General features: G+C 68.9%; 14 protein-coding genes and 1 pseudogene. 7 read left to right on the top strand and 8 right to left on the bottom strand.

The genetic code is table 11. The annotated features are described in order from the left end of the window. Positions 1-115: 115 nt before the first annotated feature. From MT490_RS02465 to MT490_RS02500, 8 genes are all read right to left on the bottom strand, one after another. Positions 116-2,068: an FAD-dependent oxidoreductase gene (locus MT490_RS02465; RefSeq protein WP_297383970.1), complete on the bottom strand. Its 1,953-nt coding sequence runs from the start codon at positions 2,066-2,068 to the stop codon at positions 116-118. Next, entirely contained in the window at positions 2,065-2,817 is a 753-nt protein-coding gene (locus tag MT490_RS02470; RefSeq protein WP_297383972.1) for a glucose 1-dehydrogenase, read from the bottom strand. The genes MT490_RS02465 and MT490_RS02470 overlap by 4 nt, the downstream gene beginning before the upstream one ends. Beyond that, positions 2,814-3,701 carry an SDR family NAD(P)-dependent oxidoreductase gene (locus MT490_RS02475; RefSeq protein ID WP_297383973.1) on the bottom strand — a complete coding sequence of 296 codons (888 nt, stop codon included), beginning with the start codon at positions 3,699-3,701 and terminating at the stop codon, positions 2,814-2,816. The genes MT490_RS02470 and MT490_RS02475 overlap by 4 nt, the downstream gene beginning before the upstream one ends. Continuing rightward, entirely contained in the window at positions 3,694-5,013 is a 1,320-nt protein-coding gene (locus MT490_RS02480) for an MFS transporter (RefSeq protein ID WP_297383975.1), read from the bottom strand. Before MT490_RS02480 ends, MT490_RS02475 begins: the two co-directional genes overlap by 8 nt. Then, complete coding sequence (locus MT490_RS02485; RefSeq protein WP_297383991.1) at positions 5,010-6,347, bottom strand: FAD-dependent oxidoreductase; 1,338 nt, start codon at positions 6,345-6,347, stop codon at positions 5,010-5,012. The genes MT490_RS02480 and MT490_RS02485 overlap by 4 nt, the downstream gene beginning before the upstream one ends. Before the next feature lie 7 nt (positions 6,348-6,354). Continuing rightward, entirely contained in the window at positions 6,355-8,754 is a 2,400-nt protein-coding gene (locus MT490_RS02490; protein WP_297383977.1) for a TonB-dependent receptor, read from the bottom strand. Between the two features lie 109 nt (positions 8,755-8,863). Next, positions 8,864-9,943 (bottom strand): phosphotransferase family protein, encoded by a 1,080-nt coding sequence (locus MT490_RS02495; RefSeq protein WP_297383979.1) that lies wholly within the window; start codon positions 9,941-9,943, stop codon positions 8,864-8,866. Then, a complete protein-coding gene (locus MT490_RS02500; protein ID WP_297383980.1) occupies positions 9,940-11,178 on the bottom strand; it encodes an acyl-CoA dehydrogenase family protein in 1,239 nt (412 codons plus the stop codon). The genes MT490_RS02495 and MT490_RS02500 overlap by 4 nt, the downstream gene beginning before the upstream one ends. Positions 11,179-11,335: 157 nt before the next feature. Between MT490_RS02500 and MT490_RS02505 the strand changes: the two genes are divergently transcribed. From MT490_RS02505 to MT490_RS02535, 7 genes and pseudogenes are all read left to right on the top strand, one after another. Next, positions 11,336-12,049, top strand: coding sequence for a carboxymuconolactone decarboxylase family protein (locus MT490_RS02505; RefSeq protein WP_297383982.1), 714 nt, complete (start codon positions 11,336-11,338; stop codon positions 12,047-12,049). Between the two features lie 23 nt (positions 12,050-12,072). Further along, the gene (locus MT490_RS02510) at positions 12,073-12,870 is read left to right on the top strand and encodes an enoyl-CoA hydratase/isomerase family protein (protein WP_297383983.1); all 798 of its coding nucleotides are present in this window, start codon (positions 12,073-12,075) and stop codon (positions 12,868-12,870) included. Positions 12,871-12,874: 4 nt separating this feature from the next. Continuing rightward, entirely contained in the window at positions 12,875-13,213 is a 339-nt protein-coding gene (locus tag MT490_RS02515) for an EthD domain-containing protein (RefSeq protein ID WP_297383985.1), read from the top strand. Then, on the top strand, positions 13,206-14,000 hold the full coding sequence (locus MT490_RS02520) for an SDR family oxidoreductase (RefSeq protein WP_297383987.1): 795 nt from the start codon (positions 13,206-13,208) through the stop codon (positions 13,998-14,000). Before MT490_RS02515 ends, MT490_RS02520 begins: the two co-directional genes overlap by 8 nt. Continuing rightward, a complete protein-coding gene (locus tag MT490_RS02525; protein ID WP_297383989.1) occupies positions 13,993-15,489 on the top strand; it encodes a class I adenylate-forming enzyme family protein in 1,497 nt (498 codons plus the stop codon). The genes MT490_RS02520 and MT490_RS02525 overlap by 8 nt, the downstream gene beginning before the upstream one ends. Before the next feature lie 33 nt (positions 15,490-15,522). After that, on the top strand, positions 15,523-16,296 hold the full coding sequence (locus MT490_RS02530; RefSeq protein ID WP_297383990.1) for an SDR family NAD(P)-dependent oxidoreductase: 774 nt from the start codon (positions 15,523-15,525) through the stop codon (positions 16,294-16,296). A gap of 32 nt (positions 16,297-16,328) precedes the next feature. Then, positions 16,329-16,489, top strand: a pseudogene (locus MT490_RS02535) (methylmalonate-semialdehyde dehydrogenase (CoA acylating)); the annotation flags it as partial.

Consider the following 16,489-nt stretch of genomic DNA (forward strand, 5'->3'; position numbering starts at 1 on the left):
CGGCGGGCTGAAGGTACGCGTCGACCTGCGCCGCGGCTTCGCAGAGATTCCGCGCGCTTTCGTCGACCTGTTCGCGGGAAGGAATGCAGGCACGCTCATCGTCGCGGCCGATTGATCAGAGATCGGCAGCAGCCAGCCGCGCCTCGAACAGCGCGTTGGAGAGGCGGCGTGGCGCGACGCAGTCGCCGATACGGTGGAGCCGGACGCCCGCGAACCGGTCGCCGTCGAGATCGATCGACCGACGTCCGGTCTGAACGACCACCAGATCGCAGGCCAGCACGCTCTCGGCGCCGCTCGTGATGTCGGCGAGCTGCGCCTCGCCGTCGCGAACGTCGAGCAGGGTGGTCAGCGTCCGGAACTGCGTGTCCTGGCCGCCGAGCCGGACCAGCAGCGGCATCAGGCTCTCGGCCGGGATCGCGGCAGCGATCGCGCTGGCGGGAGTCGCGACAGTGATGCGCCACCCGGCATCGGCGAGCGCGTTGGCGACGCCATAGGTCCACCAGAACCCCGTGCCGTCGTCCTGCACGAGCGCGTGGCCGCTTCCCCCTGGAGCCGGCGCACCGTCGCGCAGTATGTCGAGCCAGCCGATCGCCGTCCGGCTGTCGAGATGCGCAGGAAGAGGATGCGGTTCGGCGCCGGTCGCGAGGATCACGACGTCCGCCGGCTCGGCGAGATCGTCCAGGCTATCGACGCGATGTTGCAGGCGGATCGAGATGCCCAGCTGCACCGCTTCATCGCGCAGATGGTCGACGAGCCGCGACAGTTCGCCGCGGCCCGGGATCGACGCCGCATAGAGGAATTGTCCGCCAAGGCCGTCGCTGGCCTCGTACAGCGTGACCCTGTGCCCGCGGGCAGCCGCGGTGCGCGCCGCTTCGAGACCCGCCGGTCCGCCGCCGATGACCGCCACCGTCTTGGGGCTAGAGGCGGATGCGGTATCGTCGAACCGCGGATCGCTTTCGCGCCCGGCGCGCGGGTTCACCGCGCAATGGAGGTGTGGCGCGAAGGCGCGGCAGTCCTGGTTGAGCCCGATGCACGGGCGGATGCGCTCGGGCATGTCTGCGGCAGCCTTGGCGACCCAGCGGGCATCGGCGACGAAGGCGCGGGCGAAGCCGATCGCATCGGCCTGGCCGGACTCGAGCGCCGCCTCGGCCAGCCCGGGCGACGTGAAACGCTGGCCGGCGATGGTGACCAGGCCCGATGCCTCACGCAGGATCGCCGCGGCGCGGGCGGCGCCGGCCTTGGGCTGGGTGGCGTCCTTGACATAGCTTCCGCGCGCGCCGAGCGTGACGCTGAGATAGTCGACCGGATGCCGGGCCGCGAGCGCCTCGACGATCCGCCGGGTGTCGGGCAGTTCGAGGCCATCGGCGATCTCCTCGTCCGCGCTGAGCCGCAGGCCCAGGAGGAAATCCCGACCGCATGCCTCGCGGATCGCCTCGATCACTTCGACGAGGAAGCGCAGCCGGCGGTCCGGATCGCCGCCCCATCGGTCGTCGCGGTGGTTGGTCGCGGGTGACAGAAACTGGCCGACGAGATAGCCGTGCGCGCCGTGTATCTCGACGCCGTCATGCCCGGTCGCCTCGAGGTTGCGCGCGCAGGCGGCGAAATCCGCAACGACGCGGCGGATGTCCGTCTCGTCCATCTCGCGCGGTGCCAGAAGGTCGCGCGGCGATCGGAGCGCGCTGGGCGCTAGCAGCGGCCAATCGCTCTCCATGCCGATCGACTCGCGGCCGAGATGGACGATCTGCCCGACGATCGCGGCGCCCTCCGCGCGGACCGCGGCGGCACGGCGCGCGAGCATCGGCAGCGCTTCGTCGTTGAAGGTCTCGATCAGCTTGCGCCCCCGGCGCGTGGAATCGAGCGACGTCACCGAGGCGCCGGTTACCATCAGTCCCGGCCCCGCGGCCGCGCGACGCGTATAATAAGCGATATCGTCGTCGGTCGGGGCGCCGCGCACGACCATGCTGGTGCCGTGGGGCAGCATCACGATCCGGTTGCGGAGTTGGTGACCGCCGATCGCGAGCGGGCTGAACAGGCGCGGGAACGCCGCGCTCGTCGGCCGATCGTTCATTGGGCGATGGTTCCGCCGTCGATCACGAGCTCCGCGCCGGTCATATAGGCTGCCTCGTCGCTTGCGGCGAAGAGGATCGCGGCGGCGACGTCGCCAGGCTCGCCGGCGCGGCCCAGCGGCAAGGCGGCCATGCGCCGCGCGGCGGCTTCGGGATCGGCGAGCGCGGCGGCGGCGAGCGGAGTCGCGATCAGCCCGGGATGGACCGAGTTCGCGCGCACGCCATTGCCGAGCGCGGCGCATTCGAGCGCGGTCGCCTTGGTGAACATCCGCACCCCGCCCTTGGCGGCGCAATAGGCCGAGATGTCGACCCCGCCGATGATGCCGCGGATCGAGGAGACGTTGACGATGGCGCCCCGACCCGACCGGGCGAGCAGCGGCAGCATCGCCCGCGTGCCGAGGAAGGTCGAATCGAGATTGACCCCGATCGTGTCGCGCCACTGGTCGAGCGTGGTGTCGACGATCGCGCGGAACGGGGCGGTGCCGGCATTGTTGACCAGGATGTCGAGCTGGCCCCAGCTCTTGTCGATCGTCTCGGCGAGGCCGGCCCAGCCGGCTTCGTCGGTTACGTCCATCACGATCGCGTGATGCCCGTCTCCGGCAAGCTCCGCGCACGCTCGCGACACTGCATCCCCATCGCGATCGACCAGCGCGACGCGGGCGCCTTCGGCCGCAAACCGCCGGGCGGTCTCGAGCCCGATCCCCGACGCGGCGCCGGTGACCACGGCGCACCGGCCCGCGAAGCGGGTCATGCCGTCGTCCCGGCGTGGAGCCCTGCGTCCTTGCGGCTCATTTCGACGATGCTCTCGAACTCGGGGTTGCGGCGCGCGAGGATCGCATCGGCACGCGCCGCGATCGCATTGTCGAAGGCGATCGTCGTGAAGACATAGAACTGGTCGTCAATGATCCCGCGGAACGCCATGTCGGCGGCTTCCTCCGCAGTGGTCGCGTGGCGATAGAGATCCTCGCGCATCGCATCGAGCTCGGCGGATTCGGCCTGCGGCGCGGCATCGGCATATTCGGCCGGGCGCAGCCGCTCGGCATCATAGATGCGCGTGCGGACCAGCCCCGGGCAGAGCATCGTCACCCCGATCGGTGCCTGCTCTTCGCGCAACCCGGCATAGAGCGCTTCGGTGACGCGGACGACGGCATGCTTCGCCGCGCCGTAGCATGCCGATCCAGAGCCGCTCACCATCCCGGCGACCGAGGCGGTGTTGAGGATGTGTGCGGGCGTGCCCTGCGTGATCATCCGCGGCACGAAGACGCGCAGGCCGTGGACGACGCCGTAGAGATTGACTCCGATCGACCAGTGCCAGTCGCCCGGCGTATATTCCCAGACACGGCGATGCCGTCCGCCGGGCACGATCCCGGCATTGTTGCACAGGAGGTCGACCGCGCCGAACCGGGCATAAGCGGCGTCGGCGAGCGCGGTCACGCTGGCCTCGTCGGTCACGTCGCAATGCACGGCGAGCGCGCGATCGGTGCCGATCTCCTCTGCAACCGCGGCTGCCTCGGCGCGCTGGATGTCGGCGAGGACGACGTTCATCCCTTCCGCCGCCGCGCGCCGCGCCAGTGCCGCGCCGATGCCGCTGCCCGCTCCGGTGATGACCGCCGTCCGGCCCTTGAGTTCACGCATCACGTCCCGCTCCATCCTGGGTTTCCCGCAACTGTCCGGCCGGGGTGAAGAAGCGCGCGGCGTAGAGGAACAGCAATGCCGCCAGCGTCGACGGCACCAGCATGATCGCCAGCGCGAAGCGAAGCGCGTCGTCGCCCGCCTGGGGGACAAGCAGATCGCTGAGCAGGCCGGTGAGCCAGGGACCGAGCCCGAGCCCGAACAGGTTGAAGCACAGCAGCAGCACGGCATTGCCGAACGCGCGCATCGTCGGCGGCGTCGCGGACTGGGTCGCCGCCAGGATCGGCCCGTAATAGGCGATCATCGTCGCCGCCGCGAGCGTCGCCGCGCCGATCGCGATCGGAGTCGAGCGGGTGAGATATTGCACGAGCGCGAGCGGGACGGTGAGCCCGACGACCGCGGCCATGATCCACACCCGCCAGCGCGCGTCGCGGGCCGCGAGGCGATCGGTGAGCCAGCCGCTGGCGAACATGCCGACTGCGCCGGCGCCGCCGCTGAGCAGCGCCATGAGCAGCGCCACCGTGCCGAGCGACAGCCCGTGGGTGCGCGCGAAGAACGGTGCGTTCCATGTCATCATCGCATATTGCGAGAAGCCGTGGAGCATGCCGGCGATGACGACGTAGCGGAAGGCGCGCGTCCGCCAGAGGATGCCGAGGGCGTCGATCAGCGGCGGCGCCGGGGGCAGGGCGGCGCTGCCGATCTCGAAGCTTCCGCGCCGCGGTTCGGTCAGCATCGCCAGCACCAGAGGCGCGAGGAGGAGGCCCGCACCGCCGACCACCGCGAAGGCGAGCCGCCAGCCTAGCGCCTCGGCCAGCCAGCCGGTGCCGGCATAGCCGGCCATCAGCCCCGCGGGGAGCGCCAGGCCCCAAGTCGCCATCGCCGTCGCGCGGCGCTGGGGCGGATAATAATCGGCGATCAGCGAGACGCTGGCCGGCACGCTTCCCGCCTCGCCGATGGCGACTCCGATCCGGAACAGGACGAGCATCGTGAAGCTGGTGGCGAGCCCGCACAAAGCGGTCATCGCGCTCCATACCGCCAGCGAGAGGACGATGAGCCAGCGCCGGCTGAACCGATCGGCCAGCCGCGCGATCGGCAGCGACAGCGTCGCGTAGAACAGAGCAAAGGCGAGGCCGGTCAGCGCCCCCAGCTGGCCGTCGGTCAGCTGGAGTTCGGTCTTGATCGGGATCTGCAGCAGCGAGACGATCGTACGGTCGATATAGTTGAACGCCGAGACCAGGAAGAGCGCGAACAGGGCGAAGCGCCGCGTCCCTGCCCGGGCGCCCAGCGCGGCGTCGAGCGGCGCCATCGTCGTCATGCCCAGCCGGCCGATCGCGCGGCGGTGATGCCGAAGGTCATCGCGAGAGCAAGGCCGCCGGCATAGCCGCGTCCGAAGGCGCCGCCGGCGTCGCTCCCGGCGGCGAACAGCCCCGGGACCGGCGTGCCGTCGGGGCGCAGCACGCGCGCCTGGGGATCGATCGTCAGCCCGCCGAAGGTGAAGGTGATCGCGGGATGCACGATCAGCGCGTAGAAAGGCGGCTTGTCGAGCGCGGCGAAGTCCTCGGTTCGCGGCGACATCATCCGCTCCCAGCCATGGCGCGCGGCCTGGTTGAAACCCTCGATCGTCGCGCGGGTGGCGGTGCCGTCGAAACCCTGCGCGTCGGCGAAGGCAACGACTTCGCCCAGCGTCTCCGCGACGATCCCCTTGCCGCCATTGTCCAGCGCGGTCTGCATCTTGTCGAGCGGGACGCCGACCGAGACGACGGGCACCGTGGCATAGGCGGCATGCGCCCGCGAATCCCAGAAGCAGAGAGCGCGCGCGCCCGGTTGGCGGACCGTCTCCTGGGTGTTGGCGTGGTCGCCATAGCTCTCGTCGCAGAAGCGCTGGCCCGCCTCGTTGATGAGCAGCGCATGGTCGCTGTGATATTGCGACAGGGCGACGTAGAGCCGCTCGTCGTCCCAGACGCGCGGCTCGCTCACGAGATGGCCGTAGAAGCCCGGGTTGGTGCCCGCGACTTCGCCGCCGGCTTGCTGCCCGAGCCGGATCCCGGCGCCGTTGCTGACCGGATTGGAGCGCAGCAGCATCTTCTCGGCCTGCGGGTGGATATAACGCGCACGCAGCTCGGGCGAGGCCTGGTAGCCGCCCGTCGCCAGCACCGTGGCGGCGGCGCGGATCGTGACGTCGCCATCGGCGTGCCGCGTATGGGCGCCGATCACCGCGCCGGCATCGTCGTGCAGCAGCGCGGTGGTCTCGGTGTCCAGGGTCACGAAGCCGCCATGCTGCTCGACGAGCGCAGCGCATCCCCGGATGTGCTCGTGGATGTCGATCTGGTAGCCTTGGCCGTGCAGCACGTCGATCCGCGGGGACATCTGGACGTCGCGGTGTCGCAGCCAGGCCACGGCATCGGGATAAGTTTCGAAGACGACCCGCGCGAGCGCGGGATCGCCGCCGCCGTAGAGCAAGGTCTTGTCGAGCGACGATCCCGTCCAGAACACGCCGCCCGAAAGCACCGCGGAGCCGCCGAGCGCCGACGCCTTCTCCACGACGATCACGCGCGCCCCGCGCTCGGCCGCCCAGCCGGCGGCGGACATGCCCGCCATGCCGCCGCCGATGACGAGGAGGTCGCAGGAGATCGCGCTTTCGTCGTCCATGGTCACGTCAGAACTTCATTTCCGCCTGCAGCACCACCGCTCGCGGCTCGCCCGCCACGGTGAAGACTTCGCCGACGCCGCCGGGCTTGTCGATGCCGAGCGTGCCGTAGCGTCGGTTGGTCAGGTTGCGCCCGATCAGCGCGAGCGACCAGCCGTCGCCCGTGGTCAGCTTCGCGCCCGCGTTCAGCAGCAGATAGCCTTTCTGATACGAATAGGGATTGAGATTGACCCCGGTGAAATAGCTCGACGAGTAGCGGACATCGGCGTTGAACGTCGCTTCATAGGCGTCGCCGAGATCGAAGGTCTTGACCGCGCCCGCCGTCGCGATCCATTTGGGCGCGCGATAGACCCTCCGCCCGGTCAAATTCTGGTAGCTGCCGCGCGTCACCGGATCGACGAGGCAGCCCTGTGCCAGCGTCTGGCCCGTCCAGCATTGCGCCCGCTCGAAGCTCTTGAACCGCGCATCGTTATAGGCCGCGGTCGCGCGCAGCGTGATCCCGGCGGGGCCGCGCCAAGACGCCTCGAACTCTAGACCCTTCACCTCGGTATTGGCGGCGTTCTGCGTCACATAGGTGATGGTCGTGGCGTTGATCGCGATCAGCGAGGTGAGCGGCAGCCCCTTGTAGACGTAGCGATAGCCGGTGAGCGACGCGTTGAACCGGTTGTCGAACAGGCTGGTCTTGATGCCGATCTCGGCGCCGTCGACGGTTTCTTCCTCGAAGCTCAGCGTGTCGATCGTGGTGATGGCGCTGAGGATGCCCGGGTTCGAATAGCCCCCGGCAAGGAAGCCTGTCTTGTAGGCGCCGTAGATCGTGAGGCCGTTCGTGGGTCGCCAGGTCATCGTCGCTTCGGGCGAAATGTTGTCCTGCGTCTTCGTGCCGGTGATCTTGCGGCCGACCGGGGAAATGGTGGTGACCGCCCGGTTGAGATAGGTGGTGAAGGAGTTGAGGGTGTTCGTCTGCCGCGTGTAGCGCGCGCCGCCGGCCAGCTCGAGCTGGGGCGTGATGTCGAAGACGAGCTGACCGAACGCCGACCAGGCTTCCGACTTGTTGTGCTGTTCGTTGTCATAGGTGTGGTAGCGGCCGGTCGCCGGGTCGCGCGGTTGCGATCCGTTGATGCCGCCTACGTACAAGGTGCGCCGGTTGTTCTCGTAATGCCCGCCGGCCGCGAAGTTGAGCGGGCCGTCGAACGACGAGGTCGCGCGCAGCTCCTGGTAGAAGCTGCTGTTCTGCTCGTTGCTGTACGACCAGAAATAGGCATAGGAAGTCGCGTCGGCATTGCCCTGGCTGACATAGTCGTAGCCGTAATAGCCGGTTACCGAGGTCAGCGCGATCGACCCCGCGTCATAGTTGAGCGTCAGCACTGGCAGGAAGGAATCGTTGCGCGAATAGGGGCGGCCGCCGTTGTTGCGCATGACCTGGGGCCAGTTGGCGAGGATGACGGGCGCCGCCCAGCCCTGCGACGAGCGGTCGTCTAGCTTGCAGTCGCCGGTGGGATCGATCAGGCCGCCGACCGTGCCTGGCCGGGTCCGCGACGGCGGGCAGCCCATCACTTCGCTGAAGCTCTGCAGGCCCTGGCCCTCGTAGCGGCTGGCGAGGAGCTTGAACGAGGCGTCGAACGCGCCAGCCTCGTAGGTCACCGTGCCGCGGAGCGCGATCTTCTTCTCCGCGCCGAGCCGCGACTGGGCTGGGGGAAGGATGGTGTTGCCGGTATTGGCGCCGAAGACGAGGTCGGGGACGCCCTTGTTCTGGTTGCGGATATAGCCCTCGCTGTCGCTCCAGAATATCGCGAGGCGGGCACCCGCGCCGTCGCCGATCGGCCCGCCGATCGCGGCTTCCACCTGCTTGTTGTCGGTCGTGAACTCGTAGCCGGTGCGGATATAGCCGTTCAGGCGGTTGCCGGGTGCCGCCGAGCGGACCGAGACGACGCCGCCGGGCGAGTTCTTGCCGAAGAACACCGCCTGCGGGCCCTTGAGCACGGTCAGGCTCTCGATGTCGAACAGCGCATCGTTGAGGATGCGGCCGCGGCTGATCGCCATGCCGTCGAAATCGAGCAGCACCGATTGCTCGACGCCGGCGTCGATCGCCGACGAACTGACGCCGCGAAGCGAGATCGACGTGGCCGAGCCGGTGAAGCCGCGATCGAGCGTGATCTCGGGTGCGGCGAGGCGGATATTGGCGACCGATGTAAGGTCATATTGCCGAATCTGCGCCTCGCTCACGACCGATGCGGCGACGGGCACGTCCTGGAGACGCTCCGCGCGCCGGCGCGCAGTGACGACGATTTCGTTGCCGGTGGCCGCGGTGTCGGGCGCGCCTGCCTCCTGCGCCGGTGCGGCCGCCGCGGCCGGCGCCTGGGTTTCCTGCTCCGGTGCCTGAGCCGTTTGCTCCTGCGCGGCGGCGGGCATCGAAAGTGCGATTGCGAGCGCGCTGCATGCGCCGCTCCAACAGAATGTGCCTTTCCTCATCTGGCCTCTCCCTTGCGCCTGGCTTTTGCGCCATGTCGCGTGTCGTTGGTTACGCTGCACCTGCCTCCCGTGCCGACCGCCATGCCGCCTTGGCGAGCGGTTCGATGCGCTGGATGACTTCGTTCGCGTTCGCGGCGGTCTGCACGCCGCCCGCGGCGCGCCCGGCGATCCCCTGCAGGATCGCCGCGACGCGGAACAGGTTGAACGCTGTGTAAAAGGGGTGGGTGGGGTCGACGTCGAACCCAGTGCGATCGCGATAGGCGCGCGCATAGTCGCCAGCGCTGGGAATGCCGAGCGCCGCGAGATCCTTGCCCATCAGCGTGCCGCGCAGATCGACGCCCTCGGGCCGGGTCCATTCCATCATATGGTAGGTAAGGTCGCCGAGCGGATCGCCGAGCGTCGAGAGCTCCCAATCGATCACCGCGGCGACGCGCGGCTCGGTCGGGTGGATCAGCAGATTGTGGAACGAATAATCGCCATGGATGATCGTCGAGCGCTCGCCCATTTCGGGGATCGCATCCGGCAGCCAGGCGATCAGCCGGTCCATCTCCGGAATATCGCGCGTGCGCGACGCATCGTACTGGCGCGACCAGCGCGCGATCTGCCGCGCGAAGTAATTGCCCGGACGGCCATAGTCGGCGAGGCCGAGCGCCGCGAAGTCCACGCGGTGCAGTTCGGCCAGCGTGGCGTTGGCGGAATCGTAGACCGCCGCCCGGTCCTCACGCGAGAGGTCCGGCATCCGCGGGTCCCAGAAGGCGCGCCCGGGCACGTGTCGCATCACGTAGAACATCGTGCCGATGACGTCGGTATCCTCGCACAGAACAAGCGGTTCGGGGACGGGGAGCCCGGCCTCGAACAGCGCGCGCGTGATCCGGTATTCGCGGTCGACCGCGTGCGCCGAGGCGAGCAGCACGCCCGCTGGCTTGCGCCGCAGCACCAGCTTGCCGGCATTGGTCTCGAGCAGGAAGGTCGGGTTGGACTGCCCGCCCTGGAACTGGTGGAGCGCGATGCCGCCCGTCATTCCCGGGATGACGCCACCGAGGTAGCCGGCCAGCCGATCCTCGTCGAACTGGGTGCCGGGCGCGACCGCTTCGGTCTGGCCGATCATCGCGGCGGGAGCGGCGCTCATGCCGCGGCCTCCATCCGGTATTTGTCGAGCTCCATGCGGGCGAGCTGGCGCTCATGGACCTCGTCGGGGCCGTCGGTCAGCCGGACGATCCGGGTGTTCGCCCAGAGCTCGGCGAGCCCGAAATCGTCCGACACCCCGCCGCCGCCATGCGCCTGGATCGCGTCGTCGACGATCTGTTGTGCCATCTTCGGGGCGGCGATCTTGATCATCGCGATCTCGGCGCGCGCCGCCTTGTTGCCGACGGTGTCCATCATGTGCGCCGCCTTGAGGCAGAGCAGGCGGGCCATCTCGATCTCGCAGCGCGCGCGAGCGATCCGTTGCTCCCACACCGAATGCTCCGCGATCGTCTTGCCGAAGGCGCGCCGCTCGATCAGGCGGCGGCACATCTTCTCGAGCGCCACCTCCATCGTAGCGATGTTGCGCATGGTGTGATGGATGCGGCCCGGCCCCAGCCGGCCCTGCGCGATCTCGAACCCGCGGCCTTCGCCGAGCAGCATGTTCTCGGCGGGCACGCGTACCTCCTCGAGCAGCACTTCGAAATGGCCGTGCGGCGCGTGATCATATCCGAACACCGGAAGGTGGCGCACCAGCGTGATTCCCGGCGTGTCGCGCGGGATCAGGATCATCGACTGCTGGTTATAGGCGGGCGCGTCCGGATCGGTCTTTCCCATCACCACGAAGAAGTCGCACTTCGGATGGCCCGCGCCCGACGACCACCATTTGCGGCCGTTGATGACGTAATCGCCGCCGTCGCGCCGGATCTCGGTCTGGATGTTGCGCGCATCGGACGAGGCGACGGCAGGCTCGGTCATCAGGAAGGCCGAGCGGGTCAGGCCGTCGCGCAGCGGCACCAGGAAACGCTCCTTCTGCGCGGGCGTGCCGTAGCGGTGAAGCACCTCGAAATTGCCGGTGTCGGGCGCCATGCAGTTGAACACTTCGCTCGCGAACGAGATGCGGCCCATCAGTTCGGCGATCGGGGCATATTCGAGGTTGGTGAGCCCCGGGCTGGTGAAATACGCGTCGTCATGTTCCGACGAGGGCATGAAGAAGTTCCACAGCCCTTCGGCGCGTGCTCTGCTCTTCAGCGCTTCGAAGACCGGCGGGATCTCGCGCCAGCGATCAATCTCCGCCAGCTCACGATGGTAGACGGGGACGGCGGGAACGATATGCTCGTCCATGAAGGCGCGCACCCGCTCCAACCATTCGCGTGATCGTGGCGACTGCTCGAAAGCCATGGTGCCGACGCTCTCCATCTTGGTGCCGCCGGATTCGTTCGTCCGGTCGGTCGAGTGTATATCGTTATTCGACCGACCGGTCGGCTGTCAAATTGGTCAGGCTCTGTGTGGTTGACGCCCGACCAGTCGGTCGACAAATTGAAAGGCGGAGAGGTCGATGACGACAACAGAGCAAATCGGGCCATTGGGCGAGGTGACGCTGCTGCGCGGCCACGCCCCCTATACGCTCGCGGGATATGCCGGCTTTCGCGCGGTGATCGACACCGATGGCGCAGTGCCGGCGCGATTGAAGGCGCTGTTCGCGTCGGTCGCGGCGATCGATCGCCGCTATCCCGATCTGGCGCGGCGTGAGCTCGCCCGCGGCGTGGCACTGGGCCTCACCGTGCGCGACGCGACCGCGGGTCTCATCGTCCTCAGCAGCCTGCGTGGCGAAGGCGCGGCGCTCGAATTCGCCGAGGTGATCGCCGCCAGCTTCGCCGACCTTGCCGCGCCGGCGCCGCAGGAACCGCTGGCCGCTGAGCCGGGCGAGGCGGAGGCCAATTTCACTGCCTATTTCGGCACGATTCCCGTGCCGCTCGCCCAGCTGATGCGGCTGAACCCGGCGGCGGCGGACGCCTATTATCTGATGCGCCGCGGCAGCATCGACGCGAACCCCTTGTCGCCCAAGCATGGCGAGCTGCTGCTGCTGGCGATCCTCGCGGCGGGCTACAGCCCGATGGCCGCCACGCATGTCCGCGGCGCCCGCATGGCCGGCGCGACCGACGAGGAGATCGCCGAGGCGGTGCTGTGCGCCGTTCCGGCCGCCGGGATCGCCGCCTGGATGGGAGTGGGCGCGCTGCTGGCGCCGCCCGACGCGACACCGAAAGACTAACCGATCAATCAAGGAGACAGGGCATGGAACCCGAAAAGGACGTCATCCAGTACGAGCTCGCCGACAACGGCATCTGCACGATCTGGCTCAACCGTCCGCATGTGAAGAACTGCGTCAGCCCGCAGCTTCTTCGCGACCTCGAAGCGGCAGTCGATCGCGCGGCCGAGGACGATAAGGCGCTGGCGGTGGTGTTTCGCGGCCGCGGCAATACCTTCTGCGCCGGGGCGGATCTCGGGCAGCTTGTCGGTCCGGTGCTGCATGAGACCAGCACGTCGCTCCAGCTGGCCATCGATTCGGCCCGCACCTACGACAAGATCTACAACATGAAGAAGCCGACCATCGCCTGCGTCGAGGGCTATGCCGTTGCCGGCGGGTTCGAGCTGTTCATCTCCTGCGACTTCGGGATCGCGGCATCGGACGCGAAGATCGGCGATTTCCACATCCGTCGCGCGCTGTTCGGCGGCGCCGGTCCGATCTACCGTCTGCCGCGCTATATCGGCATGCGCAAAGCGAAGGAGCTGATGCTGACCGGCAAGCTGCTTTCGGGCGACGAATGCGTCGAATGGGGCCTGTGCAACGCATCGGCGCCCAGCGACGAGCTCGAACAGCTGATCCAGGATTTCTGCGCGCCGCTGATCGACAAGAGCCCCTTCTGCATGTGGATGACCAAGATGGCGGTCAATCGCGGCCTGGACGCCGACACCAATTCGCTGATCACGCTCGAGACGATGACCTGCAACGTCGTCCACCATTCGGCGGACGCCAAGGAAGGCGTCGCGGCGTTCCTCGAGAAGCGCCAGCCGGTCTGGATGGGCAAGTAAGGCGATGGCGGTCAGCCTGGTCGTGCTCGCCAGCCGCCCCGGCGACTGGACGCAGGCGCGCTTCACCGAGTGGTGGCGCGGGCCGCATGCCGATGCGGCGAAGCGCCTGCCCGGGCTGATCGCCTATCGCCACGGCGCGGTCACCAAGGACTATGACAGTCCCGAGGTGCCGGGCTGGGACGGGCATGCCGTGCTGACCTTCGCCGACCAGGCGGCACTCGATGCGGCCTTCGCTTCACCCGAATGGGCGGCGGCGACCGCGCAGACCAAGGGCATGGGCGGGCGCCGCATCATCCTGGTCACCGAGGAGGTGGACCTGCTGGCGGGAGGCGGGAATGGCTGAGCTTTCGCCCGGCTTCGCGACCGCGGGCTTCCGCCTCGACGGGAAGCGCGCCCTCATCACCGGCGGGCGCGGCGCGCTGGCCGAGGCGATGGCGGCGACGCTGGCCGATCTCGGCTGCGCGGTCGCGCTCGCCTCGCGGAACGGCGACGAATGCGCGGCGATCGCCTCGGGCCTGGCCGAACGGTTCGGCGTGCCCGCGATCGGGCTGGCCTGCGACATATCCGACGAGGAATCGGTCGAGGCCGTGGTCGCCGATACGGTGGCGAGGCTCGGCGGGCTCGACATCCTCGTCAACAATGCCGGTGCATCCTGGTGGGGACTGCCGCAGGACATCCCCGTCAAGGGCTGGCGCAAGGTGATGGAGGTCAACGTGACCGGCACCTTCCTCGCGTGCCGTCACGCCGCGCGCCACATGATCGCGCAGGGCGGCGGGGCGATCGTCAACATCGCTTCGGTCGGCGCGTTCATCTCCTATCGCCCGGCGGACGGGCAGGTGGTGCCCTATACGACCAGCAAGGCGGCGATCGTCCACCTGACCAGCGACCTTGCCGCGCAATGGGCCGAGCACGGCATCCGCGTCAACGCGATCGCGCCGGGGTCGATCGAGACCGGGATGACCGAGACGCTCGATCCCGCGATCCAGGAGAAGACGCGCGCCAGGATCCTGCTGGGCCGCTTCGGCCGACCCGAGGAGGTTAGCGGGACGCTCGCATTGCTGGCGTCGGATGCGGGTAGCTTCATCACCGGCCAGACCTTCCTCGTCGACGGAGGGCAGTCGCTTGGCTAGCCACCATGCCGACGGGGTGACCTGGACCGATGCGCGACTGTGGCCGCAATTCGCGGCGCTGGCCGAGGCGGATCCGGACGCGACCGCGCTGATCGACTGCGACGACCGGCGCTGGACGCGCGGGGAGCTTCGCGCACTTGCGTCGGCCTGTGCCGTACGACTGGAGGCGGCCGGGGTCGCGCCCGGGACCCGGGTGCTCGTCGCCGGCGCCAAGCATGCGGGGACGATCGTGGTCGCGCTCGCCGTTTCGGCCTGCGAGGCGGTCTTCTGCCCCTATTCGCCGAAGCTGGCCGAAGCGGAGCTTCGCGTGCTCGAGGATCGCCTGGGCCATGTCGCGCGCGTGGTTGCGGATGCCCAGGGGGGCGCGGCGATCATAGGCGCGGGGCAGGGGTCCCGTTCCGGCGATCCACGTGACCGGGAGGCCGTGCTCATCGGATTCACCTCGGGGTCGACCGGAGTGCCCAAAGGCGTGATCCACGGCGCCGAGGCGCTCAATCATGCCACCCGAACCTGCGCCGCGATCGCCGGGCTCGAGGATGCGGATTCGATCCTCGCCATCGTCCCGCTCGACAGCGCGCCCGGCTTCACCTTCACGGCGCATTTCGCACTGTCGCAGGGGCGCGCGCTGGTGCTCGTCGATCCTTGGGACCCGGTCGCGGCGATGGCCCGCGCGGTCGATCATCGCTGCGGCTGGGCGATCATGGTGCCGACGCATCTCTTCACCATATTGGAGGCGGCGCGCACCAGCGCCTGGTCCGGCCGGCTGCCACTCAGGGCGGCGGCCGTCGGCGGCAGCGCGATGACCGCCGAGCTGATCGCCGATGCGGAGACGCTGCTGGGGCTGAAGGCGCTCCGGATGTTCGGCATGTCCGAATGCATGGGCCATTGCTCGACGCGGCCGTCCGACCCCTTGTCCATACGGCAGGCCACGGATGGCATACCGTTTCCAGGCACTGAGGAAGAGGCATTCGGCCCGGACGGCGTCGCGCTGCCGCGCGGCAGGCGGGGCCAGGCCGGGGTCCGCGGCCCGTCGCTGTTCCTCGGCTATGCCGAAGGGCTCGGCGCCGGGCAGGAGCGGATGACCGCCGACGGCTTTTACCTGACGGGCGACGAGATCGTGCGCGACGAGGCGGGGTTCGTGACGGTGGTCGGGCGGATCAAGGACCAGATCATCCGCGGCGGCTTCAACATCGATCCCGCCGAGATCGAGGCCGCTTTGCTGCGGCATCCGGCGATCGCCGAGGTCGCCGTGGTCGGCGTTCCCGACCGCAAGCTCGGGGAGCAGGCCTGCGCGGTCTGCCGGGTGCGCCGGGGCGCGGCGCCGATCGCGTTCGACATGATGATCGCGCACCTCGTCGCCCAGGGCCTCTCGCGCAAGAAATGGCCCGAGCACCTGCTGTTCGTCGACGCAATGGCTGTGGGCGCGACCGGCAAGCTCGACAAGCGTGCCATGGCCGCTCGTGCCGCCGCGGCGCTCGGACGCGGCTGAGCACGCCCGCCGCCCACCGTCGAAAGGGGAATGATGACCGGTTTTTCCTTCGATCTCGACGGGCGTGTAGCCCTGGTCACGGGTGCCTCGTCCGGCTTGGGACGGCGGTTCGCGCTGGTCCTCGCGGCGAGCGGGGCGAGGGTCGTCATCGGCGCGCGTCGTGTCGAATTGCTGGAGGCGCTCGCCGAGGAAATCGTGGTGGCGGGCGGCGAAGCGTTGCCCGTCGCGCTCGATGTCGCCGACGAGGCCTCGATCATCGCGGCCTATGATGCCGCCGCCGCGCGCTTCGGGCCGGTCGATACCGTGATCGCCAATGCCGGCCTTAACGTCGCGGGCAGCGCGCTGGGACTCGCGGCGGACGCGTTCGATCGCATGGTCGCGGTCAATCTGCGTGGCGTGTTCCTCACCGTGCGCGAAGGTGCACGGCGGATGATCGCCGCCGGTTCCGCGGAGCGCTGGCACGGCCGGATCGTCATCATCTCGTCGATCACGGCGCATCAACCGGCGGCCGGCATCGCGCCGTACAGCGCCACCAAGGCCGCGGTGGCGCAGATGGGCCGCTCGCTGGCGCGCGACTGGGCGATGAAGGGGATCAACGTCAACATCGTCTGCCCGGGCTATGTGGCGACCGAGATGAACGAAGCGATCTGGGATGCGCCGGCAGGGCAATCCTTGCTCGCCGGCTTCCCGCGGCAGCGCGTGATGGACGACGACGCGCTCGATCCGATGATCCTGTACCTCGCTTCCGATCGCAGCCGCCAGGTGACGGGATCGGTCTTCACGATCGACGACGGGCAGACCCTCTAGGGCTGCGCCGCTCGCATCAACGAGGAGTAACCATGCGCATCATCGACCATTTCATCGCGGGTCCGGAGGGCGGCGGCACGTCGCGCGAGAGCGACGTTTTCGATCCGAATACCGGCGACGTCCAGGCCCACGTTCGCCTGGGCACCCAAGCCGATCTCGACCGCGCGGTGGCGGCTGCGCAGGCCGCGCAGCC

Origin of the sequence: Sphingomonas sp., from assembly GCF_026460985.1 — a bacterium.
In the GTDB taxonomy this organism is placed as follows: Bacteria; Pseudomonadota; Alphaproteobacteria; order Sphingomonadales; family Sphingomonadaceae; genus Sphingomonas.

Bases quoted from the DNA above. Each gene is read 5' to 3' on its own strand.
- MT490_RS02465 (WP_297383970.1), bottom strand. From the start codon at position 2,068: ATGAACGATCGGCCGACGAGCGCGGCGTTCCCGCGCCTGTTCAGCCCG.
- MT490_RS02470 (WP_297383972.1), bottom strand. From the start codon at position 2,817: ATGACCCGCTTCGCGGGCCGGTGCGCCGTGGTCACCGGCGCCGCGTCG.
- MT490_RS02475 (WP_297383973.1), bottom strand. From the start codon at position 3,701: ATGCGTGAACTCAAGGGCCGGACGGCGGTCATCACCGGAGCGGGCAGC.
- MT490_RS02480 (WP_297383975.1), bottom strand. From the start codon at position 5,013: ATGACGACGATGGCGCCGCTCGACGCCGCGCTGGGCGCCCGGGCAGGG.
- MT490_RS02485 (WP_297383991.1), bottom strand. From the start codon at position 6,347: ATGGACGACGAAAGCGCGATCTCCTGCGACCTCCTCGTCATCGGCGGC.
- MT490_RS02490 (WP_297383977.1), bottom strand. From the start codon at position 8,754: ATGCCCGCCGCCGCGCAGGAGCAAACGGCTCAGGCACCGGAGCAGGAA.
- MT490_RS02495 (WP_297383979.1), bottom strand. From the start codon at position 9,943: ATGAGCGCCGCTCCCGCCGCGATGATCGGCCAGACCGAAGCGGTCGCG.
- MT490_RS02500 (WP_297383980.1), bottom strand. From the start codon at position 11,178: ATGGCTTTCGAGCAGTCGCCACGATCACGCGAATGGTTGGAGCGGGTG.
- MT490_RS02505 (WP_297383982.1), top strand. From the start codon at position 11,336: ATGACGACAACAGAGCAAATCGGGCCATTGGGCGAGGTGACGCTGCTG.
- MT490_RS02510 (WP_297383983.1), top strand. From the start codon at position 12,073: ATGGAACCCGAAAAGGACGTCATCCAGTACGAGCTCGCCGACAACGGC.
- MT490_RS02515 (WP_297383985.1), top strand. From the start codon at position 12,875: ATGGCGGTCAGCCTGGTCGTGCTCGCCAGCCGCCCCGGCGACTGGACG.
- MT490_RS02520 (WP_297383987.1), top strand. From the start codon at position 13,206: ATGGCTGAGCTTTCGCCCGGCTTCGCGACCGCGGGCTTCCGCCTCGAC.
- MT490_RS02530 (WP_297383990.1), top strand. From the start codon at position 15,523: ATGACCGGTTTTTCCTTCGATCTCGACGGGCGTGTAGCCCTGGTCACG.